This window comes from Methyloprofundus sp. (genome assembly GCF_965251085.1).
Taxonomy (GTDB): Bacteria; Pseudomonadota; Gammaproteobacteria; order Methylococcales; family Methylomonadaceae; genus Methyloprofundus.
Genome location: NZ_OZ252594.1, coordinates 121,177 through 145,595 on the forward strand (window position 1 = coordinate 121,177; position 24,419 = coordinate 145,595).

Here is a 24,419-nt window from a genome sequence, read left to right on the forward strand (position 1 = left end):
GCATTAAAATAGATGCGTTCATCATCTGACTCGCGTCCCGATTTATGCCCAGAGACTAGGGAGATGGAAAGAAATAATCATCCAAACGAAGTAAGCTTGTGTCTCAATAATTTATAATAATGAATTCTGAATTTATTCTCACACTAGGCAGATAAGCTTGTTGATATTAACAGATAGCATTATAGGTTGGATTATAAATACAGCCCATCGTTTAAAAGGCTCGGTACGTCGTATATTCATGGCTGAAACGGTGGAGCTACTAGGCTCAGGTGGTGCAAGTATTGCTGAAGAAAAACTAGGATGGAATAGAGGCACTATCCGAAAAGGACAATATGAACTTGAAACTCAGCCCATAGAAGATAATTTTTCAGCGAGAGGGCGTAATAAAAGTGAAGAGCATTTTCCTCATCTACTTGATGACATAAAAAAAATTGCTGAACCGGAGTGTCAAACGGATCCCTCTTTTAATTCCTGTCGATTATATACCCGGCTAACGGCTAAAGAAGTTAGAAAACGTTTACTGGAGATTGATTATTACGATGAAAAAACATTACCTTGCTCAAAAACTATCAATACAAAATTAAATGACCTGAGTTACCATCCAAAAAAGGTACAAAAAACAAAGCCTCATAAGAAAATCAAGGAAACGGATGCAATTTTTGAACAAGTTCATTCAGTCAATGGAATGGCAGATATCAACCCAAAAGAGATTCGTATATCAATTGATGCCAAAGCAAGAATGAATATAGGAAATTTTTCACGGGGAGGACGAAATCGGGTTTTAACAAAAGCAGAGGATCATGATTTAGATGTTAAGGAAAAGTTAACTCCTTTTGGTTTTTATCTGCCTGAACATGATGATTTTTTCCTTTTCTTTACAGCAGGCTATGCCAGCAGTGATTTCATCGTTGACCGATTGGAAGAAATTTGGCCAGAAATTCAAGAAAAATATGGAGTAGATATTCTGACACACACGCTGACAATGGTATGGAGAACAGTAGCTCCAGAACTCAGTTTATAAAAAGGCTTGTGGAGTTTGCTGAAAAAAGCAACATAAAGATAAAACTGGCCTACTACCCTCCTTATCATAGTAAATATAACCCAATTGAACGAGTATGGGGAGCCTATGAAAATCATATTAGTGGCGACATAATGGATACAGTTGAAACAACTTTAAAATTTGCCAAAAGTATGACCTACAATGGCAAAGCACCTATTGTTAAATTAACAGAAAAAATATATGAAACAGGAGTAAAGGTAGGTAAAAAAGCAATGAAGACGTATTATCAGTTTGTTGACCGAATGCCATCGTTGGAGAAATGGTTTTTGACCATTTCTCCTGGTTGTTCTGGATGATTATTTCTTTCCATCTCCCCTAGTTCATGTAAATCAGCATGAATATCATTATTCGAGAGTAGGCCGTCCTTATACATACGGCTTAAAGTCTGGGTGCGATGAGTGACAGTGCCCCAGTCATCACAGACAATTTTATCGCATTGCTGTGCGACCTCGTACTCATCTTCCCAGCCACCAATATGGCTATAAAAGGCTCCTGGCTTCATCCATTCTGCTTTGAGTAACGGAGCCTGAGCACTGGTTGCTGTGACTAGAATATCAGCACCTTGCATCGCATCCTTCGCGACTGTATTGGCTCTGATAAAGTTGATATCAGGCAGGATGGGGGATAATTCATCAATAAACTGTTCTTCTTCAACGGCCGTTTTAGCCGAAACTCTGCACTCCTTTAAGCCAGGGCGCACAACCTTCATTGCCAGTAGGTGCATTTTTGCCTGTTCGCCAGCACCGATAAAGCCAATACTACGACTGTCTTGACGGGCTAAATGTTTGGCTGCAATGGCGCCAATGGCTGCTACGCGCATATTAGAAGCGAGTGTGCCTTCCATAACGGCAACCGGAAAACCTTTTTCGATTTCCGATAAGATAAAGATTGCCGATAAATTTTGTACGTCGTACTTTTTTGGGTTGCGTGGAAAAACCGACACCCATTTAGCGCCACAAATTTTTTCATCCAGTAAAGTTGCTGGCAGGCAATTGATACGATCCTGGCTGACAGGATCAAAAATCTGTACTACTTTTTCAGGGAACATAATGCGCTGATCTTCAAATGCAAGCATCGCTTTTTCTGCAATTTCAATTGCCATGCGCAAATCGAAACAGCCTGCATCCAGTAAATCTTCCTGAGAAAGATAGGTAAAACCGACGTAATGTGATGCCTTAGTGCTCTCATGATGAGATGCCATTAGTGCTCCTGACTTTTATTGTAGAGAATAGGGGGTGTTAATTCGCTGGCTGTTGTATGCAACGTTAGTCATATTATCTCTATTAACTGTAAGGTTGTATAGGTTGATTATATTTTTATCACCAGATAGCAGCCTGTTCGACTATATCGCCCATTTTCTTACCCGGACGAACTTGTCCCTGATAAGTCAAAATGGTACCGAGAGTAAACTCACCCTTGACGCCATGTAGTTTGGTTTTTTGATCCAGAGTCCACATATGTCCTTCTTTTGAATCGATTATAAATACCCTGGGTACTACGCTACCCGAAGAATTTGTATTTCCGCCTTCGTCCAGCACGATGGCTCGGTAACGACCATAGTCTTCTTCAGCTAAGACAGGGTGGCTTAGCAATAATGCAGAAAGGAATAATAGCAAGGGCCGTGTGCGGATTAGGTGCTGTTTAAATACATAAGACATGATTGAATATCTCCAGGCTAGAAATTAAACGGTAGAGCGGACTTTAGTCCGTTACTGTGCGGCATACAAAAGTATAACTAAAAGACAAAACATAGATATTTTACAAATCTCTATGTAAAACACATAGAATACATTTGCTACTAAGGAACGCGCATAGAATAAGTTGAGCATCTGGCGCAGGATTTTTATTCGTATTCAAGACGTAGAAACAGGCGCATAGCCAGCTATGTAACAGTTTCTACAACGCAGAAGACGGATAAAAAGACAAGCCAGTTGCTTAAGTTATTCCGTGCGCGTTCCTATGAACTGATGCATAATTATATTAACATTTGTGCTAAGGGTTTGCGGATGGGTAGAGCGTCTTTTTGCGAAACCCATCATTTTACTACCCATCCTGAAATGTTAAATTAATTCAGCACATATACTTACCTGATTACGTACAACTCTCAGCCATAAGAGAATAAAACATTAAAAACAGCATATTAAAAACTCGTCATTCCCGAAGTCTACCCAGTCAAGCGTGGGCACAAGCTTTATCGGGAATCTATGCTTGACCTACGAGATCCCTGCTAAAAGCATGCAGGAATGACGGCTACGCACTTAAGACAGGACACCGTAGGCTGGGTTAGATTTTTTTTTAACGAAGTAAAAAAACGTAACCCAGCAAAGCCCCGTATACGTAAAATGCTGGGTTACGTTATCTGCGCTTCGCTAGATAAGCTAACCCAGCCTACATTGCTTTGTCCCGTTTTAAAATGGTAGCTGGAATGACGGAGTCTAGCCGAGAGTTGTGGATAATCAAGTATACTTATAAACCTAAAAAATCAGTTGTTTACGTTTTCTAGCACAGCTCTTGATTCCACCGCACTTGCAAAAAATGTCGGCTTAACCTATTGGCGAAGCTAAAATTTTTTGAAAAAGTTACATTAATTCAATATCTTGCACTATAAATTCGCGCTCAACTGATTTTTCTAGGATCATGGTGAAAGTGTGGGCATTGTGTACAATCAAGCCCTGCTTAATTGCTTAAATATACAAACATACAACAACGGCACTTATGTTAATTCGGTCAACTTTTAAACCCGCCTGGTGGTTAAAAAACGCGCACTTGCAAACCCTGTTTCCTGCTTTATTGCGTAAGCCGGCAAACCTTATATTAAAGCGCGAAAGATTAGTGACGCCAGATGATGATTTTATAGATATTGATTTCTGTGGAGAAGGAGATCAGCCACTGGTGATTTTGTTACATGGCCTGACAGGCAGTTCTCAATCAGTGTATATAAAAGGTTTGCAACAGGCATTATTGCAACAGGGTATGCGTAGTGCTGCGCTGAATTTTAGGGGCTGTAGTGGAGAATATAACCATACATCCCGTTGCTACCATTCCGGAGAAACAGGGGATATTGATTTTCTGTATCGCACCCTGCGCGCACGAGAACCCGATACACCAATAGCAGCGGTAGGTTTTTCGTTAGGTGGAAATGTGTTATTAAAATGGTTAGGCGAGCAGGGCAGTGATGTGCAGTTATTTGCAGCAACAGTGGTATCGGTGCCATTGGTTTTAAGTGCCTGTGCAAGCAAACTAGACAGCGGTTTCTCTAAATTGTATCGTGCCAGTTTATTGCGTGAATTAAAAGAATATGTGAGTTTAAAGCAACTGCACCTGGAGTCTTTAGGTAAAACTGAAGAAGCAGAGATAATCAGGAAAATTGGCGATTTAGATAAGATTACTTCATTCTGGCAATATGATGATCGAGTCATTGCCTAGCTTTATGATTTCGCTAATGTAGAAGATTATTATCAACGTTCCAGCTCGCGCCAGTTTTTACAGGCGATTCGTGTGCCTACCTTATTAATTCAAGCGGAGGATGATCCGTTTATGACGCCTGCTGTGATTCCTGAAACTACAGAATTATCTTCTAGCGTCTTTTTAGAAGCAACAAAAGCTGGCGGACATGTCGGGTTTATTTCCGGTAATAATCCTTTGCAGCCAGAATATTGGCTAGAGCAGCGTATTCCTGAATTTTTACAGCAACAGTTAAACCTAGAAAAATCAGTTGCTCACGGTTTTGTATCTTACTCAGCCGGATAGGGTGGATCAAGCCTAGGTAGCGTTAAAAATAATTTCTACAGTGAAAAGAAAATAGGCTGCTGTTCAATTTTTTTACTTATCAGGTTCAACTTTAATAACTAAACATAAGCTATGTATAAACTGTGTTTTTTCGTCCCCAAAGAGCATCTTGAAGAAGTTAAACAGGCTCTATTTGCACAGGGAGCAGGAAAAATAGGCGACTATGATTGCTGTGCCTGGCAGGTGTTAGGAACTGGACAATTTAGGCCATTGCCTGGAAGCGAACCTTTTATAGGTGAAACTGAGAAGATCACCCGTCTTAATGAATATAAAGTGGAAATGGTTTGTGCTGATCGTTTGATTAAACAAGTGGTAGCAGCCTTATTGCAGACCCATCCTTATCAACAGCCAGCTTATGAAGTTAGCAAGATTTTAGCTTTTGATGAACTTGAATAGTACGTGTAAGCCATAATCTCAGATAACTTGACCTCTCTGAAAACAATAGGATATTTATTACGGTTCGTAGGATGCGCTTCGTTCCTCAGCAGCATCCTACCTATTTTAGTCTCACCTTATTATCTTTGATGAATTGCTATGCTTTTTTGAAAGTATTATATGAATTCAATGTCTTGCACTATAAATTCGCGCTCAACTAATTTTTTTAGTTAAAGCATACAGGAATGACGAAGAATAGCTGAGGGTTATGGGTAATCAGGTGATTTTTTCAATAGCACAAAACTTCAAACTACCGTCCCGCTTATTAGAAGTCCTTGCTTAAATCCATACCGCGATATAAAGATGCCACTTGCTCACCATAGCCATTGAATTTCTCGGTTTTACGTTTCGGTGTAGAAAAAATACCGCCTAACACTCTTTCTTCAGCCTGGCTCCAGCGCGGGTGAGGGACTTCTGGATTAACATTAGAGAAAAATCCATACTCTGAGGGTGAATAATTATTCCAGGCGGTTTCAGGCATTGTTTCTAATAGGCGAATTTTAACGATTGCTTTGATACTTTTAAAACCATATTTCCACGGTACCACTAGTCTTAATGGTGCTCCATTTTGCTTTGGGAGTTGTTCGTCATACATTCCGGTTGCCACAAATGCCAGAGGGTGCATCGCTTCATCAATACGCAGGCCTTCGGTATAGGGCCAGGTAAGGACGCTGCTAATATTCTGCCCTGGCATCATGTCGGGATCATGCAAAGTAGTGAACTCAACATACTTTGCTCGTGATGTAGGTTTAAATTTTTTCAACATAGTCGCTAAGGGAAAGCCAATCCAGGGCACGACCATAGACCAGGCTTCCACACAACGAAAGCGGTAAACTCTTTCTTCCAACGGGTTGCTGCTTAAAATATCTTCCAGATTATAGACACCCGGTTTTTCAACTTCACCTTCGACAGTGACTTGCCAGGGTGATATGGATAGTGGTTGCGCTAATGTGGCCGAGTCTGTTTTATTAAAAGTAAACTCATAATAATTGTTGTAATTACTTACTTCTTCAAAGCGGGTAATGGGCAGGTTCCCCGAATACGGGCCAAAGGAATGTCTTGATAGGCTTTTTTTGCTGTAGCATGAGCCGTTGAGGGGACGAGGCCCGCGATAGATAACCCTAGTGCTGCTTTAATGATTTGGCGACGTTTTTTGAAAACGGAGTGGGGGGTAATTTCACTACTGGCAATTAATGCTTTTTCCTTGATTAACATGGGGCTATCCTGTCTAAATTAGATTAATATGTATTGCACTAAAGTTGTACTGATTGCTTATTTCTGGTTTCAATTTTGCGCGGTATCGCCAGCACACCCGCTCTGGCTTTGATAGCTTGCAATAGAACCCTGAGGGATAATATTGACAGACACATCAGGTTGAAACTGATGAATTTCCTGTTGATGCAGGATTCCTAAAAAGCTATTAGTCTCGCGGTAATAGCGAAAGATATAGCCATTCCACAGCCCTGCACCAGGGGATGATGGGGCAAAGAGACCGGGACTTTCCTGTTCCACCCAGCTAAAAATGCAATCAGAAAGCGTTGTAAAATTTACCTTATCGCTTAACTTAAAAATGCCTGAGGCTGTATCGACAAAGACATCAGTTGACGAGGTCAGTAAGTTCACCCCGGTATAACTATTCGTGATGTTACTTTCTATGCCTGAATTACGCAGCTGCCAATGAAGCCCGCTGTCTGAGGATGCATAAATGCCGGTATTGGTTTTTATAAAAATACTGTTTAGGTCTGTAGGATGTAAAACAAGCTGGGATATAAAATTAAATTCAGCAGGAAATGAATTAACTTGAGTGTCGCCATTGTTGAATGTTTCTAACACTATGCGCCAGCTGTTACCGCCATCTTGTGTAGAAAGATAAGCATAAGTGCCGTATAAAGCCATCACCTCAGGATTTAACGGGTGGATTACTAAGTGATTAAAAGCAATATTATCCGGAGTTTCTAGCGTTTGCCAATTTGCGCCGCTATCGGTGGACGAATAAAGCTGATCGTCAAGTACATAATAAAGAATAGCCTGATTTTGCGGGTGGACGCTTAGTTTACCCTCATTAATGTTGGAAATGACTTCCCAGCTTTTGCCATTATCTTCACTTTTACTGGTTCCTGTGCTGTCGCTCAGGTAAATGCTCAGACCATCCTGAGCACGAATAAGTTGCCGGCTAGCGGACTTTTTAAGCAGCGCCCATTGTTCTCCACCATCCAGGCTTTGGTATATATTGGCATCGCTTAGACAAAAAATATCCTGATTGTCTTGCGGGTTAATTTTAAATTCATGACAAAAACCTGTAACAATGGCGCTGGTATTAAACGTATTCCATTGCTGCCCGCCATCAATACTCTTGTAGTAAAATCCCGTGGCATCACGCCTATCAATGACAGAGCTGAGGTCATTGGCTGCAAGATACATCACCAGCCTATTGTCATTTGCTACGCTCAGTTTGCCGCCTATATGCTGAATCCCTGTATTACTTAAGGCCCAGTTTTGTCCACCATCGTCAGAGCGTAGTATTCCCTGTTTACCGGCCATTAATAGCTTATTGTTATTCACCGGGTCAATAACGATGGAGCCAGGAATAAAAGGGGAGGTATCAATGATTTCCCAGGATTTGCCCAGGTCTATTGATTTTGCAATCGCTTTTGTCGCCTCAAAAGAGTTTTCGGTAACTGCTTTTATATTGGCATACAGCGTATTTTTATCACTAGGGTCCAGATACACTTGCAGCACATCATAATTTGTTGTGTCTGTTGCCGGGGTGCTAAGAGCCAACCAACTGGTACCGCCATCCTCGCTTCTCATGACTAAATCTTCACCCACTGTATTGGCAAAAGAATCGTCCTCGCTTTTAGCGAAAATAGAAAATAATATATCGCTATTGTCAGGATCAAAAACTAGCTGAGCACCTAAATATTGATAGCCTGCTGGTGTGATATTTAGCCAGTTTTCTCCCTTATCTATACTTTTATATAACAAAGCGGGCGCTGCAGCCAAAGCACTACGGTGCCTTAGTGTTGTATATCCATACAAAACAGTGTTGTTATCAGGCGCAGCATTTAATAGCTGGATTGTTGACTCACCTTCTGGGAAGCGAGAGCTGGGTGCAATGGTTTGCTGCACCGTGGTATTCATGCTTTGCTTGCTTAATTGCCAATGCTCGCCACCATCCTCACTGTTAGCGATCTCATTATTAGGGGAAGTTAGCGCGTTGAAAGACGGATTGCCCTGGGTGTTCATTAAGAAAAATGAGCTGCTATCGAGATCGATATCTCTTCCTACTGGACGCCAGTTCATGCCACTATCGCTGGTTTTTAGTAAAAAACCGCTCAATGAGGTAAATGCAATATTTGCATTATTTGCATCGACAGCTAGGGTGCGGCCTTGTGAGGGGGGAGTATAAAAATAAGCAGAATACTTTTGATGTGTTCGCTTGGCTAGGATTGCATTAGTACTTAACGCTTTTCCCTGCCAGGGTAAAGTCACCCAGCTATCGCCACCATTAAGACTTTTCAGAATATATTCATTGCTACTGGAATAAAATGAACTGGATTGGGTGGCAGCATATAGCGTATTTGCCTGGCTTGGGTTAATGACCAGCTGATTAATAATAGCCCCTTCAGGACCAATTCTAGACCAGGTACGATCCTCTGCATTGGCCTGTGGGATAATGCTTAAGAAAGGCAGGTAGAGTATCAGAGTTGATAGTTTTTTTACATCCTTTAAACAGATGTTAAGAGTTTTAATCATAATATTTTATTCCTTTAAAAATAATGGCTTCCAGCATTCATTATATGATTGCTTGCCTGACCGTTGTAACGATCAAAAACCGTGTGCTAACTTTTAGCGAGTGGTAAAAAACTCTCTCTTGATTCAACCTAAATAGCGTTGTTACACCATACTCTTATTAACTTAGGGTAACAAATAAATAATTTGCGACTGTCCGTTTTCATAAACCACTTTAAAATCCGGCAAACCGTCCTTGTTTATATCGCCTGCCGCATGAAGCTCGATTTCTTCAGCTAATTCAGAACTGCCATCGTAAGGGCTGACTAAAGCGGCCATGCGCGCGTTATATTCAACCCCTGCTATCAGCAGATTAATAACTCCGGTTGCAGAGAGACGAGCATGAGTCGCCTTTAAAATGTTTAAAAAATACCCCTTCAATGAGCCCCAGTCAGCAGGTACCGCATGATAACTTTGCTGATACAAATCGTTATTAATGGTGTAGTTATGAATAAACTCAACTACGCCAGCAAGGTTGCTATATTCTTTAGATGACAACCTGGGAGCTAACGCTGCATCTGACAGGGTACTCACAGCATCAACCCGGACACTGAACCACGACCCGCTTTTATTGCCTCCCTGAGGTATAACAGCGAGATTACCTTGTCTATCATGCTCTATGTTCAAGCCGAGTGTTTGCAATAAACTGGCAAAGTCAGCCTCTGCATTTGACTGGGGGAAGGTAGTGATACGACGATTATTGGCAGTAAATAGTTGTTTATATCCGTCTTCGTTATAGCTTGCGCCGGCTGTGTCACGCTCTGTCAAAATAGCCGAGACTGGGCGTAAATTTTCAATTTTTCCTGCACTGACGGCTTCAAGTGTTCCGCTATTTTCGTTTAATAGATATTCTAGCGGCATACCATTAATGGTAGTCAATTCAGAAGTATTGTGAATATGCTGTATTAACTCACCATCTGCGACCACATCAGTGTGCAGGTCGATTATCGCAGGCTGGTTTGTCCGCGCCGAGTTAGCCACAAAACCCAGTGATGCATAAGTCAGCGCTTGAATATCATCAACCCCTAGTTTACCCTCTATCTTGCCATTAGATTCAGGTGTCTCAAGTGACATAATAAAAATATTATTTAATGTTTTCTTCAGCTCTGCCACTGAAACAGCTGCGGGTTGAATGATGCGGTCTGTAGTAGCAATAGTACCGCAGATTAATTCAGGCTGCTGCATGCTAAATATGACCTCCTGCCACTGCTTGTCTGGGGCGAGTTCTACGGCAGTTGCAGTCATACATATTTTTTCTTGTCTGGTGTCACCAAAAAAAAGTCGCATATGTAAAGTTTCAGTGCCCAGATTTGCCATGCTAACTTTTAAGGCTGTAATGCCTAGCAGGTTATAATTAGTTAACCAGGAAGAACGGTTCATAACTCTAAGCCGGCTATCTGGATCGCGTTCACTTTCAAAAGTCAGTTCGCCAACTGAAGTTACTTCTAAATATTGACGACCTAGCTCATCTGTAATTATCTCAGGTTGAAGATTAGATCGAGGACCTTTTGACCATCCATCAAGGCTGCCGTCATTGAAGTGACTAATCTTTCCAGGGTATATCAAATTGGCAAATGAAGAGTGACTGAGCGTAAAGCTTGTACCTATCAATAGAAAGATGATTAAATTTTTCATGAGCATGTCATTATCAGGGAGCAAAATTGAAGACAGAATTTAGCAAATATTTTTTTGAGTATAGCATTGCCCTCTAAAAAATACAGTGAACAGCTTAGCACTTTGAAAAATCAGATTAAAACCTGGATTAGGAATCTCAGTGTAAATCCGGAAATATTCACAGTAAGGACTGGCGGTATGCAAATCGTCGATGATAATGCTGATGACGCATAGTTGACATTGCACAAGATAGCGTTGCGATTGCCGCATTTCAGATGGGGCCATTTTTATAGTATCAGTGGCTAAACCGGACTACTCAGTAGTCGTGTTTTAAACTAAATGCTAGGTTTTTTGGCTTTGCCTATTATTTAAACCATTGAGTAACTTCTCCAGAGGAACCAGGCACAAGCGGGCTCTGAATAATACCTTGGCATTCTCAAGCAGACCATAACATTCGTATACGCGTAGCATGATATCGGTATTGTTCAGGGTGCGTGATTTTGATTCTGGCAGTTGTTTCACCAGTATATGTAACTTATGATTATTTTTCAGCAGGCGTAAGTGTTCACGATTGACCGAAAGGCTGTGCGAAGTATAGACCATCGGGTTACGTTTAAAGTCATGCTGGTCTTCTATTTGTGCTTTTTTCAGTAATGCCCCGGAAGTCAGGCTACAAGGGAACATTTCAGGGTATTCGGCAAGACCATCTATTTCATCAAAGTAATCCGATTGCTCGGCTAAAGAGCCGGACAAAAAGTTTTTTGCATTGCCGTTATTGACAATCTTTCGTTTCAAAAAAAAGTCACTGCCGGGAACCCTTGAGCATTCCGCAAGAGCATTTAAATCAGGTAAACTAGATAGATCAGTATCTGCGAGAAATAATGGTTTTTGGGTTTCTTTTTTTGAACCTAACAAGACTATTTTATTATCTGATTTAATCGCGATCCGATTTGATAAAGTTAGTTCTGGAATGGTTTTATTGATTGTTTTTTTTATGTCGAGAAATAATTCCCGGTCTGGGCGCACCGCATTAACATAGGTAATCTGGTAATTACTAAAACGTAGGCCATTTTCAGAAATTATCCGGTTTTCATGGTGTGCATTCCGGTACAGATAAAGCTGATATTCAATCATTGCATTCAGCTGAAATCCCAGAACTATTGGCCCTTTGAAGGGATTATGCGTAATTTGCAACCACTTATGTTTATCGTGGAATAAATTAAAATCATCCGAGGCATTACGCGCCGCTTCAATATGGATTTGATTAAATATAAAAGGTTGCTCGGTCATTACTTTGCTTATATCTGTTATGAAAGGTTGCAATTATATGTCGGCTGGGCCATTCAGCGTTTTGCTTGATAAACCAATCCGGGGGTAAATCTACTCTTGCGAAATATACTCTAAAATTTCAACCACTTGCTGGGGTGTTTCTGTTACTGCTAGTGCCGCAGCATCTACTTCCTTTAATGGGTGGGTTAATTCAGGCGCGTGCATGACGATAACCGGAATACCCAAGCCATAGGCTGTACCTGCATCGAATGCAGCATTCCATTGACGGTATTTATCACCGAACCGGACGACAACGATATCTGAACGACTGATGTAATTCTGGGTGCGCAGTGCATTTATTTTTGCGGCCTTATGATCTTTCCAGAAACTATTCTCTTCTGTGCCGAGGATTTTCACACCAACATGATCACTACTATCGTGATCGGTAATCGGGCCTAATACGTCTATATCAAGGTTGAGTTGCTCAATACCTTGCTTGATTTGTTCGCGCCAGTCGCTATGAATTTCGCCTGACAAATAAATTGTATAAGACATTATGGTCCCTTTGATTGAATAAGTAATTACTTAGGCTTATTATAACTAATATGTACTAGAAGCAACTTTCTTTAGCAGGAAAACCTACCAGGAGAACATGATGCAGGATCAGAATATCAATACCTCAAGTAAATCTACAATAGTAATTATCGGCATTTTCGTTGTCGTGTTGCTGGTTGGCTTATTACTCTTTTTATTGGCTGATGATGAAGAGTTTAGTTCAGATAATCAGAATACCGAGCAGGTTTTAGTCATCCCGGAAGTAGATTCACAAACGGCAGCAGAAACACCCACTGAAAACCTGGATTTCGCCAGTCAGCTACCCGCTTATGATGACTCCAGCTTGGAGTTTGAATCATCTGCGCCTTTGCCTGATTTAGCGCATAGCGATGTTGAATTTACCCAGGATGTATTGGAAATTTCCCCACAGTTACAGCCAGTTTTATTTAAAAAACAGATAATCAGGAAAAGTGTTTTTTCTATTAATGATATGTCTCAGGGGGCGCGGCCGCCAGTAAAACGTTTACGTGAGTTAGCTTTCAGCAAGCCTTTCACGGTCAACACAGTTGACGATAAGATGTATATCTCTAAGGCCTCCTATCAGCGCTACGATCAATTGGCACAAGCCGTAAAGGCTATTGATAGTCAGGCTGCTGTTGTTTTATATCAGAAATTCTTGCCACTTTTTCAGCAAGTCTTTGATGAGTTTTCCTATCCAGAAAATTATCAGGTCCTGGATATTATTAAAGCTGCAACGGCTAAAATTCTGGAAGCACCTGTGATTAATGGCAAGATTGAGGTTATTCGTCCGACGGTACGTTATAAATATGCCGACCCCAAGCTGGAAAAGCTAAGTGCTTTAGATAAGCAAATGTTACGTATGGGCCCGGAAAATACACGCATGATCCAGAATAAATTGCGCGAATTGGTAGAGGCTTTGATTGTGTCTGAAAAAGAATAAAGCTATTTAAGTTTGGTAGGGTGCGTTTTTACGCACTCTACCAATTAAGTTCAATGCTGCGCAATATTGTGTCTCTCCGTTTTACTTTCCTCCTTATCAGTCCAGATAAACAGACTTTTCACCACTCAGGAATTAGCTTGATAAACCTGGGGTGAGATATACTTCGCGCGGCCACGACTGCGGATTTCTAGCGGCTGAGTCTTTACCTATAGCTACGTTGCTGAAACCGTTGCGTAGCCAATGTGCCAGTTTCAACGCCCCGTATCAAGCACGGGGCAGGTTTTGCTATCGTCAAAAGTCAGCTCACTATACAACCGCATCCGTGACCGCGCGAAATATATGTTGTCACCATTTTGTCACAAAAATGTCATGCAAATGTCATAGATCTTTCATGGACCTGTCATAAATCAAAACTATCCTAGCAGGCTTGTTTATGCAGATTTATCCACAATAAAGAGATATGACTATGTTACTTTTAAAAAGTGCTAACGCTAATCTGGCCGCAGCAGCTATCAGCTTGTTAAGCGCAGTGTCTTTCAGCTCCCATGCTGACACTGCAAGCTTTGATCCAGCCACTTCTATATTAGATCTTCCTGTAGTTGAGTTGCTAGATGGGAAAGTTTCAAGCACTTGGAGTGCACAATTGAAACTTGTTGATCCTGTTAATTTGGAATTTGAATTGGCTGGTGCAGCTCCGATTGCTCCCGTGACTGGTCAGCGTGATGTATTCGATTTTACTACCAATGCATTACATATCCCTGCCATTACTTTTGGTGCAGCCGAGTATTATGCAAAACTAAAAATGATTCCGGGTTCAAACCCAATGCGTTTCAGCTTAGATCAGTTTGTTAATAATGAATTTCAAGGTTGTCCTGCATTTTCCTCTGATGGCCCGGTCAGCGGATCATGTGTTTTAAGCGGCGAAATTAAAGAAGATATTACCCTAACGAAAAATACACAATGGATCTTATCTGGTGGCGTTTTCATCGGTGGTGATAAAGTTGATAATGCAACGTTAACAATTAATCCAGGCACTAAAGTCTTTGGTCAGCAAGGTGCTGACTTTCTATGGATCAGACGTGGTTCAAAAATCATGTCAGAAGGTACCCCCGATAATCCGGTAGTTATGACGGGTCCATTACAGCAGTCTGCTGGTGAGTGGGGCGGTTTGGTTATAGCTGGTTTTGCGCCGGTTAATGGCTGTAATGAAGGTGTAGCGCTTTGTGAGGTTGCATTCGAAGCGGTTACATCTGAATCTTATGGTGGTAATGAGCCAAATGATAACAGTGGTTTATTAAAGTATACGCAAATTCTGTTTGCTGGTTTTGCCGTACGTCCTGATGAAGAGTTAAACGGCTTAACTTTGACTGGTGTGGGTGCCAGGACTGTTATTGATTTCGTACAGGTTCACGCGGGTCTGGATGATGGTGTTGAAATGTTTGGCGGTACTGTGCAAATGAAGCATTTGGTATTAACAAATATCGGTGATGATAGCCTGGATTGGGGGAGCGGCTGGAAAGGTAAAGCTCAGTTTGTTTTAGTTCAACAGGCTGCTGATGATGGCGACCGTGGAATCGAAGCGGATAACAATGGTGATAACCCTGATCTTGAGCCACGTTCTAAACCAACTTTGTCGAATATGACGATGATCGGTTCTGCTGTGGGCTCGCAAGGTGTCCTATTACGCCGTGGTACTGGGGTCAATATCTGGAACTCTGTATTCACCGGTTTTGGTAGTTCATGCTTAAAGCTTGACGGTGAAGCAACGTATGTAAATGCAGGTGCTCCGGGTGATTTAACAGGTGAGTTAACTATGGTTCATTCTTATGTCGATTGCGCAACTAACTTTTCTGATGGTAAAGGTGCAACTTTTGCAGTCAGTGACTGGTTTACTAGTCAAATGATGAATAAAGCTGCTGATCCATTACTTATTGGTTATTTACCTGCTCCAGGCTCTCCTCTACCTACAGGTGGAATGCCAGTCGGCGATAACTTCTTTGATAGTGTTAGTTATGTCGGTGCATTTGCAAATGCAAATGATGACTGGACTAAAGAATGGACGTTTGCATTCTAAGTTAAAAAATATTTAGTCTGATCAAGAAAGGGCCTCCTTATTATAGGAGGTCCTTTTTATTTGTTACCCTGGGTTTTTCGGGGAGCATCTAATAGAGGGTCATTAGCATTTAAGACCCTCTCATAATACCGGTGTGAAACATCTCAAAATAGCTTTGCCTATAGGATGTCTACGCTGTGTTTTACAAGTTCTACCTCAGAAATAAACGAATCCTGTCACTATGTTTGTAAAAATATTCAAAACATCTAACCTGGCCTGCTTGTTGATATGCATGGCTTCGGTTGGCAATGTCTCTGCTGAAGAGTATGAAAATCTGGCACAATCCCTAGTCAAAGTACGCGGTGAAGTAGAAGAGCTACAAATGCAATTAGACCTGGCCAAAGAAAAGCATAGCAACCTGATGAGCTCTCTCGCTTCACAATTAACTGACCTGGGTGTTGAAGAGCGTCGCCAGAACATCAGTATCAAAAAATTACAAACAACACTGGAAAATTTTCAGCAAGAAACTCAAAAAGCCGAGGCTTCAAATGAAGGCTTAAAACCGGCTCTGATAGAAGTGATTACCCGTTACCGGATCTACGTCAGAAATGGCTTTCCCTTTAAAGTGGAAGATCGGTTAATAGATATTAATAAGCTGGAAAAGCAGCTGAACAATAATCTGATTGATGCCAAAAAAGCAGTTAACAGGATGTGGGCGTTTATTGAAGATGAAATCCGTCTGAGCAAAGAAAATGGCATTTATCAGCAAACTATCGAGCTGAATAACGAACAGGTATTAGCAGATATTGCCAAGCTGGGATCAGCGTTAATGTATTTTAAAACGGGCGATAATCGTGTTGGCATGGCCAGTAGAAAGAGTGATGGAAATTGGCAGTACCTGGAAACAACGAATAATCAGGAAATTGAACAAATATCGATTTTATTTGATTCCTTAAAAAAGCAAATACGCCAGGGCTATTTTGTATTACCTAATCCAATGAAGTCATCATGAATAAATTATTATTACTCCTGACCGTGCTCGTATGTAGTTCAGCACAGGCTGCTGAACAAAATAAGTCTCAGACAAAAAGTACGAATACTGCTCAAAATCCAGCAGCGGCCAAGCCACAAACTGAGAAAGATAAGCCAGCTGTGGCCAAACCCATTGATTTAAAAACAGCCTATAAACGTGAATACGCATTTCTGGATGCACAGAAAAGGGAATTACAAAATCGCTTGCGTAATTTCAAGAAAAAAGCGGCCAGTGAGGAGCGTAAGTTTAGCAATAAAATTAATGGACTGGAGCGCGGATCGGTAAGTCGTTCTGAGACGATAGACCAGGTTTCAACAGAACTTAATAGTGCCGAACAGAAAAACATGACCGGTTTTGAGCGCAATGAAGCGCTATTGATGACCTATTCTCAAGCTGAATCGACACTGAAAAAATATAATATTGAGACAGATACCAAAGTGAATTACACCCTGGGTACTGATCAGGAAAAAGTAAGCTTTTTGTTTGACCAGGCGCTGGCTCTGGTTAAACAACTGGGCGAGTTACGTAAAATAGAAGGTAAATTTTTTCTCAGTAGTGGTAAGGAAGTCAAAGGGGATATTGTTTTATTAGGCAATATTGCTGCTTTTGGAATAAGTCCTGAAGGTAGCGGCGCCCTAGTTCCAGCGGGTGGTGGTAACCTGAAGTTATGGCGCGAGCCGGCTGTTGAAACCGCGATGGCGCTAGACAAAAATGAACAACCTGAACAACTAAAAATGTTTCTGTTTGAGTCGCGAGAGAAAGCGATAGAAGAAACACCTGAAAAAACCTGGTTAAGTGTTATTGAGTCAGGTGGTGTTATTGGCTGGATAATAGTTGTACTGGGTGGTGTGGCCGTTATGCTAATTCTGGTACGTGTCTATCTACTGAAGAGTAATAGCTCTGATACTCAGAAATTAACGGTGCAGATTACTGAGCATTTGCAAAAAAACGAAATGCAACAAGCGAAGAAAATATGTCAGTCGGGACATTGTGCTATTACCCGTGTTCTGGAGTCGACTCTGCGGCATATCAAAGATGACCGTGACCATATGGAAGATATTATTTCCGAAGCGATATTACAGGAATCCTCGGTTCTGAATCGTTTCGGAACGTCTATTCTAGTGATTGCCTCGGTTTCACCTTTACTTGGGTTGCTAGGCACTGTCACCGGTATGATCACAACTTTTGATATTATTACCGAGTTTGGCACCGGTGATCCCAAGTTATTATCGGGTGGTATTTCAATTGCGTTGGTGACCACTGAACTGGGTCTTATCGTCGCTATTCCAACCCTATTATTCGGCTCCTTATTATCGGCCTGGTCGGAAAACATCAAAATAGATATGGAAGTCGCTGCATTACAGATAACCAATACGCTATTAAGTTCGACCGAGCAAGGGCAGCTAGTCGTCGATATGGATGATGATGGTGGGTTAAATGATCCATTAATATTAGCCACAGAAAAAACGGCCTGATATAGCCATGGATATCAATGAAATTTTCCTGTCCATGAAAGGCTTGTTCGACTCAGGTGGCTTTGTTATGCCGCCTTTGTTGTTTTGCACCATGATGCTCTGGTACGGCCTGGGGTATCGTTACTGGACTTTGAAACAAAGCTACTCTATGGGTGTCCGCGATATGTTGATTTTCTATCAGAAAAATCCGCAAGCACCGGTGAAGGGTATTCTGGATGATGCGGTTAAACGCGGTCTGGTCCTGAAGCAGCAAGGCTTTGTTAATTTTCGTCGGCATCTGGATAGCTCATTTTCTGGATATGACAAAGAAATGCGCAAATTTGCGGTATTAATCAAGATTATCGTTATGATTGCGCCTTTATTGGGACTGCTGGGAACGGTATCAGGGATGATTGAAACCTTCGATTCCCTTGCCTCAATGGCTTTATTTACCCAGTCAGGGGGCATTGCCGGCGGGATTTCACAGGCATTATTTACTACGCAGATGGGTCTGGCAGTTGCAATTCCCGGTGTTTTGATTCAGAGCACATTAAACAGACGACAAATCAATCTGCAAAACGATCTGGCACAGGTCAAAGATTTACTTTGTAGCCAGGCTTAACTTTTACCTTTATTCAACAGATTATTATGCGCCGAAGAGAAACCGCACAACTCGATACCAGTATTGATATAGGCCCGTTGATTGATATCGTATTTATTTTATTGATCTTTTTTATGGTTACCACCACTTTTGTCAAGGATATGACACTGGAACTGGAACGTCCCAGTGCCAGTAGTTCGACTATGGCCTCCAGCAAAGCGATACGCTTGTTTGTCGATAAGATGGGCGATGTTTATCTAGATGGTGAGCCGATCAGAGTCTGGCTTATTCAGAGTAAATTACGCGATTTATTAAGCACTTCTACCCAAAAATCCATTCTAGTTGTGATTGATGAGGGTGTCCCGTCTGGAAAACTGATTGAAGTTGTTGATCAGGCGCGGTTGGCTGGAGCGAAAAGCGTTGGTGTGGCAACCGAAAAAGAAGCGGGTTAAGCACGGTATATGAAGGTGAATAAAAATGTGGTCGCCAGCATCTCAATGTTGTTGGGACCTATACTGGTATTTGGCCTAGTGCTGGCGATGAATCGGTATGCTTCGGATCTGGATAAGCAAAAACCGGTAAAAACGACGCAACTAGATATTGTTAAACAAGTGAAACCCAAGGCAAAAAAGAAAATAAAGAAAGCCAGGCCCAAGCGGGTACGTAAAACAGCACGCGCCCCCGTTCCGTTTAAAGGTTTGAACTCATCACTCTCTGGTATTGATCTGGGTATACCGGGTTTAGGTGATGGTGCTCTGGATGATTTAAACAGTGGCTTGCTCGGTAAAACGGGCTCCTCAATTATGACTGAAGACCTGGTAGATGTCGCGCCTAAGCCAAAAAGCAGAGGTTCTTTTAAATATCCATCTGCGGCTAAGAAAAAAGGCATAAAGGGTTACGTGATCTTGTCACTATTGATTGATGAAAGAGGTAATGTAGATCAGGTGCAGGTACTTGAATCTAGCCCGACTGGTGTGTTTGATGAAGCGGCTATACAGGGTATAAATTCCTGGCGTTTCGAGCCTGCTAAATATGAAGGGAAAAACGTAAAAGTCTGGGCTAAACAGAAAATCCGCTTTGATTTGTCGTCTTAAGCCTGTGTCGTTGCAAAGTCTATATTTACTTAAAAAAATATCGTTGTCTTTATGAAAATATTAAAAAAACCAGTCCTGCTAGTTTTGCTAGCGGCGGCTTTGTTATGCCTTACAGACCTGGTCTGGGCTAAAAAAGCGCCGAAAACAGACTATATATCCCTGGCTGCAACTATGCTTAAAGATGGCCACTATGATCGTGCTTTATTGTCTTTGCAAAGTGTTGACCTGGAAGATGAGGATACTGACCTAGTACGTTTTTATACTTTGCAGGGCCTGGCTTATATGAATTTAAACGATATGTTAGCGGCTAAAGATAGCTTGCAGCAGGCGATTAAACAAGGTCAGCAAGATAAGGTGATTTATGTTTATCTGGCGCAGGTAAATTATGCTCTAAAGGAGTATCAAGAGGTTATTGTTGCGGTAGATAAAGTGGGCAATATCGTGGTCAATTATCCCACCTTGCTGGAGATGAAAGCACAATCACACTGGCAGTTAAAACAAGCGAGTGCTGCGATAGAAACTTTAAATAATGCACAGGCAATGTTTAGCGGTGATTACCGTTTTATGCGCCGTAAAGTTTTCTACCTGGTTGAGCTTAAACTGTATCAACAAGCCGCACAATTAGGTCAACAATACCTTAATCTTTCAGCCGGTAAAGCAAGCGATTACATCGCTATCGGGAATGCTTTACGCTTGAGTAAGGAATATCAACAGACTTTATATATTATGGAAGCGGCCCGTTTGAGATTTCCAGACAATGTCACCATTGCCAAAGTCTTGGCGCATACCTATATCGACATGGGGCAACTCAATTCAGGCGCTTTTATTCTCGAGCAGGCTGCCCAATATGACCCGAAGTTGATTGCCGAGGCAGCAGAGGTATATCGCCGCGCAGGTCGTTTATATAAAGCACTCACCCTGAACCCTCTTATTCGTGATCATAAAGTTAAACTGAAACAAAGACTGGCGGTTTTTCTGGCATTAAAACGTTATGAAAAAGCAGCCAATATGAAGAGCAGTCTATATCGCACAGGCTTGCTGGACGATCAAAATATTCGTTATGCCCTGGCATATGCGTATTTTTCCAGTGGACAGTTTACTGCAGCTAGCAAGCAGATCGATTCTCTGACTGACTCAGATTTGTTTAAAAAAGGGCTTGAGCTACGACGCATGATGGAAGCCTGCAAAGAGGAACCCTGGCAATGTACCTAGAATAACTACACTGGCCAGACATAGCCGTTGCTATGACTTATATCTGGCATACGTAAACTAACTTATTAAATCCCGGTACGTTGAATTGTTGTCTATAAACCTAGGCAAATCAGTTGCTCACGTTTTCTAGCATAAGCTCTTGATTCCACCGCACTTGCAAAAAAACATAGCTTAACCTATGGGTGAAGCTATGTTTTTTTTAAAATGTTATATGAATTCAATATCTTGCACTATAAATTCGCGCTCAACTGATTTTTCTAGGATAAAGACAGAATCAGTGTGCAGTTTAGCTATGTACAATTAAACGCAAATAAATCATGAAATTTTTATATCGTCCTATTGCCATTTTTTTATTATTGGTCACGAGCAGCACGATGGTCTGGGCTGGTGATAAAGCCGAGTTTTCCATTTTTCTGTTTCTTAAAGGCAGACCTGTAAAGAATGCAGAATTATTAATTAATGGTAAAGCTTTTGCTGATTTTAGCGAAAGCGGCAGTGTCTTTGGTAGCCTGGCCCCTGGGAACTATCAAATGACCATTAATCGCGAGAATAAATCATTTGGTTTCGCGCTACATTTGCGCAAAGATGAAGATGTGCAAGTTATTCTGACCTTTCCAGAATTTAAAGGTGAGCCGGTTCTTCATATAGAAAGTAATATTGCGGCTGGGACTGCTATCGGGGGGAGTGCTGAAGATATGATCAAAGCAGAAAAACTGGGTGAAGGCTATATTACGGCCACGGTTATTTCAGCTGAAACCAACAAACCGGTTAAAGATGTGCAGGTTTTTCTGAGTGGTTTAAGTGAGCGTTACAGGACTAATGCACGAGGGAAGTTTAAAGCTAAAGTCCCGGTTAGAGAATACAGTATTTCCTTATTACATTCCGCATTTACTACGCAAACCAAAGATAAGGTTGCGGTAACTAAAGATCAGACCATTGACTTACAGTTTAAACTCACTCCAGCCGGAGTTGAGTTAGCAGAATACGTAGTTCTGGAACCTTTTATTGCGGGTTCAGTTGCTTCGGTGATTGAAGAACAGAGAACTTCTGCAGCAGTAACAACGGTACTGGGTTCAGAGCAAATCAGTCGTAATGGAGACTCGGATGTTGCCAGTGCGTTGAAAAGAGCATCAGGATTAACCGTTGTTGGTGGACGCTTCGTGTTTATTCGTGGTTTAGGGGAACGCTATTCCTCAACTTTGGTTAACGGCGCTGCGATTCCTAGTCCTGACCCTACACGAAGAGTTGTGCCACTGGATTTATTCCCTACCAGCTTTCTGGATAGTTTGCTGGTACAAAAATCCTATTCAGTGGATCGCCCGGGTGAATTTGCTGGGGGTACACTGGATATGCGTACCAAACGTGTACCGGAAGATTTCTTCCTTAATTTGTCCGGGCAAATGGGTTTTATCACCGATACAACTTTCTCGGATGGCTTACGTTATGATGGCGGGAAAACGGACTGGATCGCGTTTGATGATGGTACGCGTAAGCTTCCTGATTCAATTGCCGATGCAACATCCGATGGCTCGACTCTGAAACCACAAACCCCGTTTAATCCCGATGGTTTTACACCCGAAGAGTTAGAAACTTTTGGGCAGGATTTGTCTAATGTATGGGATGTTGAGCCGGAAACAATCAACCCGGATGGCCGATTTGAGGCATCAATAGGAGATTTGTTTAATGTTGGAGATTTTTCCTTGGGGTATGTCGCAGCGACGCGCTGGAGTCAGAAGTGGCTTTCAATTACAGAGCAGAGAAGTGAATATGCGGCTTCTGGAAGTGATGGAAATGGTGACTTATTATTAACCGAAGAGTCTACGTTTCAGGAAACTGTGCGTGAGACACAGATAAATGCCTATTTACAACTGGAGGCTACCTATAAAGAGAACCATCGTCTGTTTGCTACCACCATGTGGTTACGTCAGGCCTTTGATGAAGCCAGCATAGAAAATGGCGTTAGTGAAGGCGAAACCGGTACTCGACGCACCCAGTTAAGGTGGACAACGAATCAGCTATTTATGCAGCAAGTGGGTGGAGACCATATGCTTCCCGAGCTACATAATCTTAAATTCGACTGGATATATAGTAATTCAACTGCAGAGCGTGAAGAGCCGAAGACTCGTGATTATCGTTTTGATGAAAATGATGACGGTTCCTACTCTTTCTCGCGGCGGGCGGATAGTAATCAGACTTCTTATGGCGAATTAACCGATAAAGATGAAAGCGGACGTTTTGATATCAAACTGCCATTTGAGTTCGATAATAACTTTGGTATTTCCTTAAACAGTGGATTTATTCATCAGCACAAAACGCGTGATTCTTCGATCCGGCGCTATACTTATACGCCTGTTGGACCTGATGCAAGAGACCCTGATGTACTGGCGCAACCTTCATTAGAAGATATTTTAAATCCCACTTATATTACACCGGATGGATTCCAGATCCGCGAGACAACGCGCTCGACTGATAATTATGATGCTGAGCAAACATTGATTTCTTACTACGGACAGCTGGATATGAACTTTTTTGATAGTGTTCGTCTTGTTGGTGGCTTGCGCTGGGAAGATAATGATATGTTTGTCCAGACATTCCGGGTTTCAGGCGTTGACAAAGAGCCCATCACAACTATCGTGGACCAAACGGATATGCTGCCAGCTGTTGCGGGGACATGGTTTATTACCGACAAGCAGCAATTACGTGCAAGCTTTAGTCAGACAGTTTCCCGGCCTGATTTCAGAGAATTATCGCCGGCTCCGTTTACTGACCCAAGTACCGGGCAGGAAACCACGGGTAACCCCAATTTAGAGCAAACCTCTATCGATAACTATGATGCGCGATGGGAATACTATATGTCGGCTAATGAAAATCTATCCTTTGGGTTTTTCTGGAAGAGTATGACTAATCCGATTGAGAAGGTTTTCCTGCCGGGAACGGCGGGCTTACTGACATTCCAGAATGCCGATGCTTCGACCCTGTATGGAATCGAGGTTGAAGTCTTGAAAAACCTGGATGTAATTCACCCGGCATTAGAAGAATTCTATATCGGCAGTAACTACACCTGGTCGCAATCTACGGTAGAGTTAAGCGGGAAAAGTACCGAAGCCCAAACCTCAAGCAACCGTCCATTGCAAGGCCATTCGCCACATGTGTTCAACTTTCAACTGGGTTACGATAATGCCGACTGGGGAACGCGTGCCACCTTGCTTTACAATATCACTGCCGAGCGTATCGTAGCCGTTGGCTTATTAGGTGCGCCGGATAAATACGCTCAACCTTTTAATCAACTGGACATCATTGCTACCCAGGCAATTAATGACTGGTTATCGCTTAGAGTTAAAATGAAAAACCTGATCAATGATGAAGTACGAATCACTCAGGGTGATAAAACCACACGATCATTCAAAGTAGGCCGTGAATTTACTATTGGGATTGACCTGCGGTTTTAATTTAAAACATACTCCGAGAGTAATGAGGTACCTGCAAACAAAGAATTA

Annotated in this window: 18 protein-coding genes and 2 pseudogenes; 13 read left to right on the forward strand and 7 right to left on the reverse strand. The window is 41.9% G+C overall.

Annotation, left to right across the window (positions count from 1 at the left end; all coding sequences use genetic code 11):
- Positions 1 to 160: 160 nt before the first annotated feature.
- Positions 161 to 1,356 (forward strand): ISAzo13 family transposase gene (locus ACQY3F_RS00555; RefSeq protein WP_428352995.1). Its coding sequence is split into 2 segments (ribosomal slippage): positions 161 to 968 and positions 968 to 1,356, totalling 1,197 coding nucleotides; the frame shifts between segments, so codons are not numbered across the junction.
- On the opposite strand, the gene ACQY3F_RS00560 is transcribed toward ACQY3F_RS00555, so the two are convergent.
- The gene (locus tag ACQY3F_RS00560) at positions 1,287 to 2,261 is read right to left on the reverse strand and encodes an ornithine cyclodeaminase family protein (protein WP_428352996.1); all 975 of its coding nucleotides are present in this window, start codon (positions 2,259 to 2,261) and stop codon (positions 1,287 to 1,289) included. The genes ACQY3F_RS00555 and ACQY3F_RS00560 overlap by 70 nt on opposite strands.
- 118 nt (positions 2,262 to 2,379) lie before the next feature.
- Positions 2,380 to 2,718 carry a hypothetical protein gene (locus ACQY3F_RS00565; RefSeq protein ID WP_428352997.1) on the reverse strand — a complete coding sequence of 113 codons (339 nt, stop codon included), beginning with the start codon at positions 2,716 to 2,718 and terminating at the stop codon, positions 2,380 to 2,382.
- 1,108 nt (positions 2,719 to 3,826) lie between these two features.
- Between ACQY3F_RS00565 and ACQY3F_RS00570 the strand changes: the two genes are divergently transcribed.
- The 3 genes and pseudogenes from ACQY3F_RS00570 to ACQY3F_RS00580 all read left to right on the forward strand — a co-directional run bounded on the left by ACQY3F_RS00570 (position 3,827) and on the right by ACQY3F_RS00580 (position 5,245).
- On the forward strand, positions 3,827 to 4,486 hold the full coding sequence (locus tag ACQY3F_RS00570; RefSeq protein ID WP_428352998.1) for a YheT family hydrolase: 660 nt from the start codon (positions 3,827 to 3,829) through the stop codon (positions 4,484 to 4,486).
- 39 nt (positions 4,487 to 4,525) lie between these two features.
- Positions 4,526 to 4,810: pseudogene (locus tag ACQY3F_RS00575) on the forward strand (alpha/beta fold hydrolase); the annotation flags it as partial.
- Positions 4,811 to 4,921: 111 nt separating this feature from the next.
- On the forward strand, positions 4,922 to 5,245 hold the full coding sequence (locus ACQY3F_RS00580; RefSeq protein ID WP_428352999.1) for an NGG1p interacting factor NIF3: 324 nt from the start codon (positions 4,922 to 4,924) through the stop codon (positions 5,243 to 5,245).
- 304 nt (positions 5,246 to 5,549) lie between these two features.
- Here the strand turns inward: ACQY3F_RS00580 and msrP are convergent.
- The 5 genes and pseudogenes from msrP to ACQY3F_RS00605 all read right to left on the reverse strand — a co-directional run bounded on the left by msrP (position 5,550) and on the right by ACQY3F_RS00605 (position 12,514).
- Positions 5,550 to 6,499: pseudogene (gene msrP, locus ACQY3F_RS00585) on the reverse strand (protein-methionine-sulfoxide reductase catalytic subunit MsrP).
- A gap of 69 nt (positions 6,500 to 6,568) precedes the next feature.
- On the reverse strand, positions 6,569 to 9,040 hold the full coding sequence (locus tag ACQY3F_RS00590) for a VPS10 domain-containing protein (protein WP_428353000.1): 2,472 nt from the start codon (positions 9,038 to 9,040) through the stop codon (positions 6,569 to 6,571).
- Between the two features lie 162 nt (positions 9,041 to 9,202).
- Positions 9,203 to 10,711, reverse strand: a complete 1,509-nt coding sequence (locus tag ACQY3F_RS00595; protein ID WP_428353001.1) for a hypothetical protein — start codon at positions 10,709 to 10,711, stop codon at positions 9,203 to 9,205.
- A 321-nt stretch (positions 10,712 to 11,032) separates the two neighbouring features.
- Positions 11,033 to 12,013 carry a hypothetical protein gene (locus ACQY3F_RS00600; protein ID WP_428353002.1) on the reverse strand — a complete coding sequence of 327 codons (981 nt, stop codon included), beginning with the start codon at positions 12,011 to 12,013 and terminating at the stop codon, positions 11,033 to 11,035.
- A 57-nt stretch (positions 12,014 to 12,070) separates the two neighbouring features.
- On the reverse strand, positions 12,071 to 12,514 hold the full coding sequence (locus ACQY3F_RS00605; protein ID WP_428353003.1) for a YtoQ family protein: 444 nt from the start codon (positions 12,512 to 12,514) through the stop codon (positions 12,071 to 12,073).
- Between the two features lie 97 nt (positions 12,515 to 12,611).
- On the opposite strand from ACQY3F_RS00605, the gene ACQY3F_RS00610 reads away from it, so the two are divergent.
- The 9 genes from ACQY3F_RS00610 (at position 12,612) to ACQY3F_RS00650 (ending at position 24,371) form a co-directional block, all read left to right on the forward strand.
- Positions 12,612 to 13,475 carry a DUF3014 domain-containing protein gene (locus ACQY3F_RS00610; protein ID WP_428353004.1) on the forward strand — a complete coding sequence of 288 codons (864 nt, stop codon included), beginning with the start codon at positions 12,612 to 12,614 and terminating at the stop codon, positions 13,473 to 13,475.
- Between the two features lie 466 nt (positions 13,476 to 13,941).
- Positions 13,942 to 15,549 (forward strand): hypothetical protein, encoded by a 1,608-nt coding sequence (locus ACQY3F_RS00615; protein ID WP_428353005.1) that lies wholly within the window; start codon positions 13,942 to 13,944, stop codon positions 15,547 to 15,549.
- A gap of 220 nt (positions 15,550 to 15,769) precedes the next feature.
- Complete coding sequence (locus ACQY3F_RS00620) at positions 15,770 to 16,540, forward strand: DUF3450 family protein (RefSeq protein ID WP_428353006.1); 771 nt, start codon at positions 15,770 to 15,772, stop codon at positions 16,538 to 16,540.
- Entirely contained in the window at positions 16,537 to 18,036 is a 1,500-nt protein-coding gene (locus ACQY3F_RS00625; RefSeq protein ID WP_428353007.1) for a MotA/TolQ/ExbB proton channel family protein, read from the forward strand. The genes ACQY3F_RS00620 and ACQY3F_RS00625 overlap by 4 nt, the downstream gene beginning before the upstream one ends.
- Positions 18,037 to 18,043: 7 nt before the next feature.
- Positions 18,044 to 18,637 (forward strand): MotA/TolQ/ExbB proton channel family protein, encoded by a 594-nt coding sequence (locus ACQY3F_RS00630; protein ID WP_428353008.1) that lies wholly within the window; start codon positions 18,044 to 18,046, stop codon positions 18,635 to 18,637.
- A 26-nt stretch (positions 18,638 to 18,663) separates the two neighbouring features.
- Positions 18,664 to 19,068 carry an ExbD/TolR family protein gene (locus ACQY3F_RS00635; protein ID WP_428353009.1) on the forward strand — a complete coding sequence of 135 codons (405 nt, stop codon included), beginning with the start codon at positions 18,664 to 18,666 and terminating at the stop codon, positions 19,066 to 19,068.
- A gap of 15 nt (positions 19,069 to 19,083) precedes the next feature.
- On the forward strand, positions 19,084 to 19,710 hold the full coding sequence (locus ACQY3F_RS00640) for an energy transducer TonB (protein ID WP_428353010.1): 627 nt from the start codon (positions 19,084 to 19,086) through the stop codon (positions 19,708 to 19,710).
- Between the two features lie 51 nt (positions 19,711 to 19,761).
- On the forward strand, positions 19,762 to 20,922 hold the full coding sequence (locus ACQY3F_RS00645; protein ID WP_428353011.1) for a tetratricopeptide repeat protein: 1,161 nt from the start codon (positions 19,762 to 19,764) through the stop codon (positions 20,920 to 20,922).
- A gap of 317 nt (positions 20,923 to 21,239) precedes the next feature.
- Positions 21,240 to 24,371 carry a TonB-dependent receptor domain-containing protein gene (locus ACQY3F_RS00650; RefSeq protein ID WP_428353012.1) on the forward strand — a complete coding sequence of 1,044 codons (3,132 nt, stop codon included), beginning with the start codon at positions 21,240 to 21,242 and terminating at the stop codon, positions 24,369 to 24,371.
- The last annotated feature ends 48 nt before the right edge of the window (positions 24,372 to 24,419 follow it).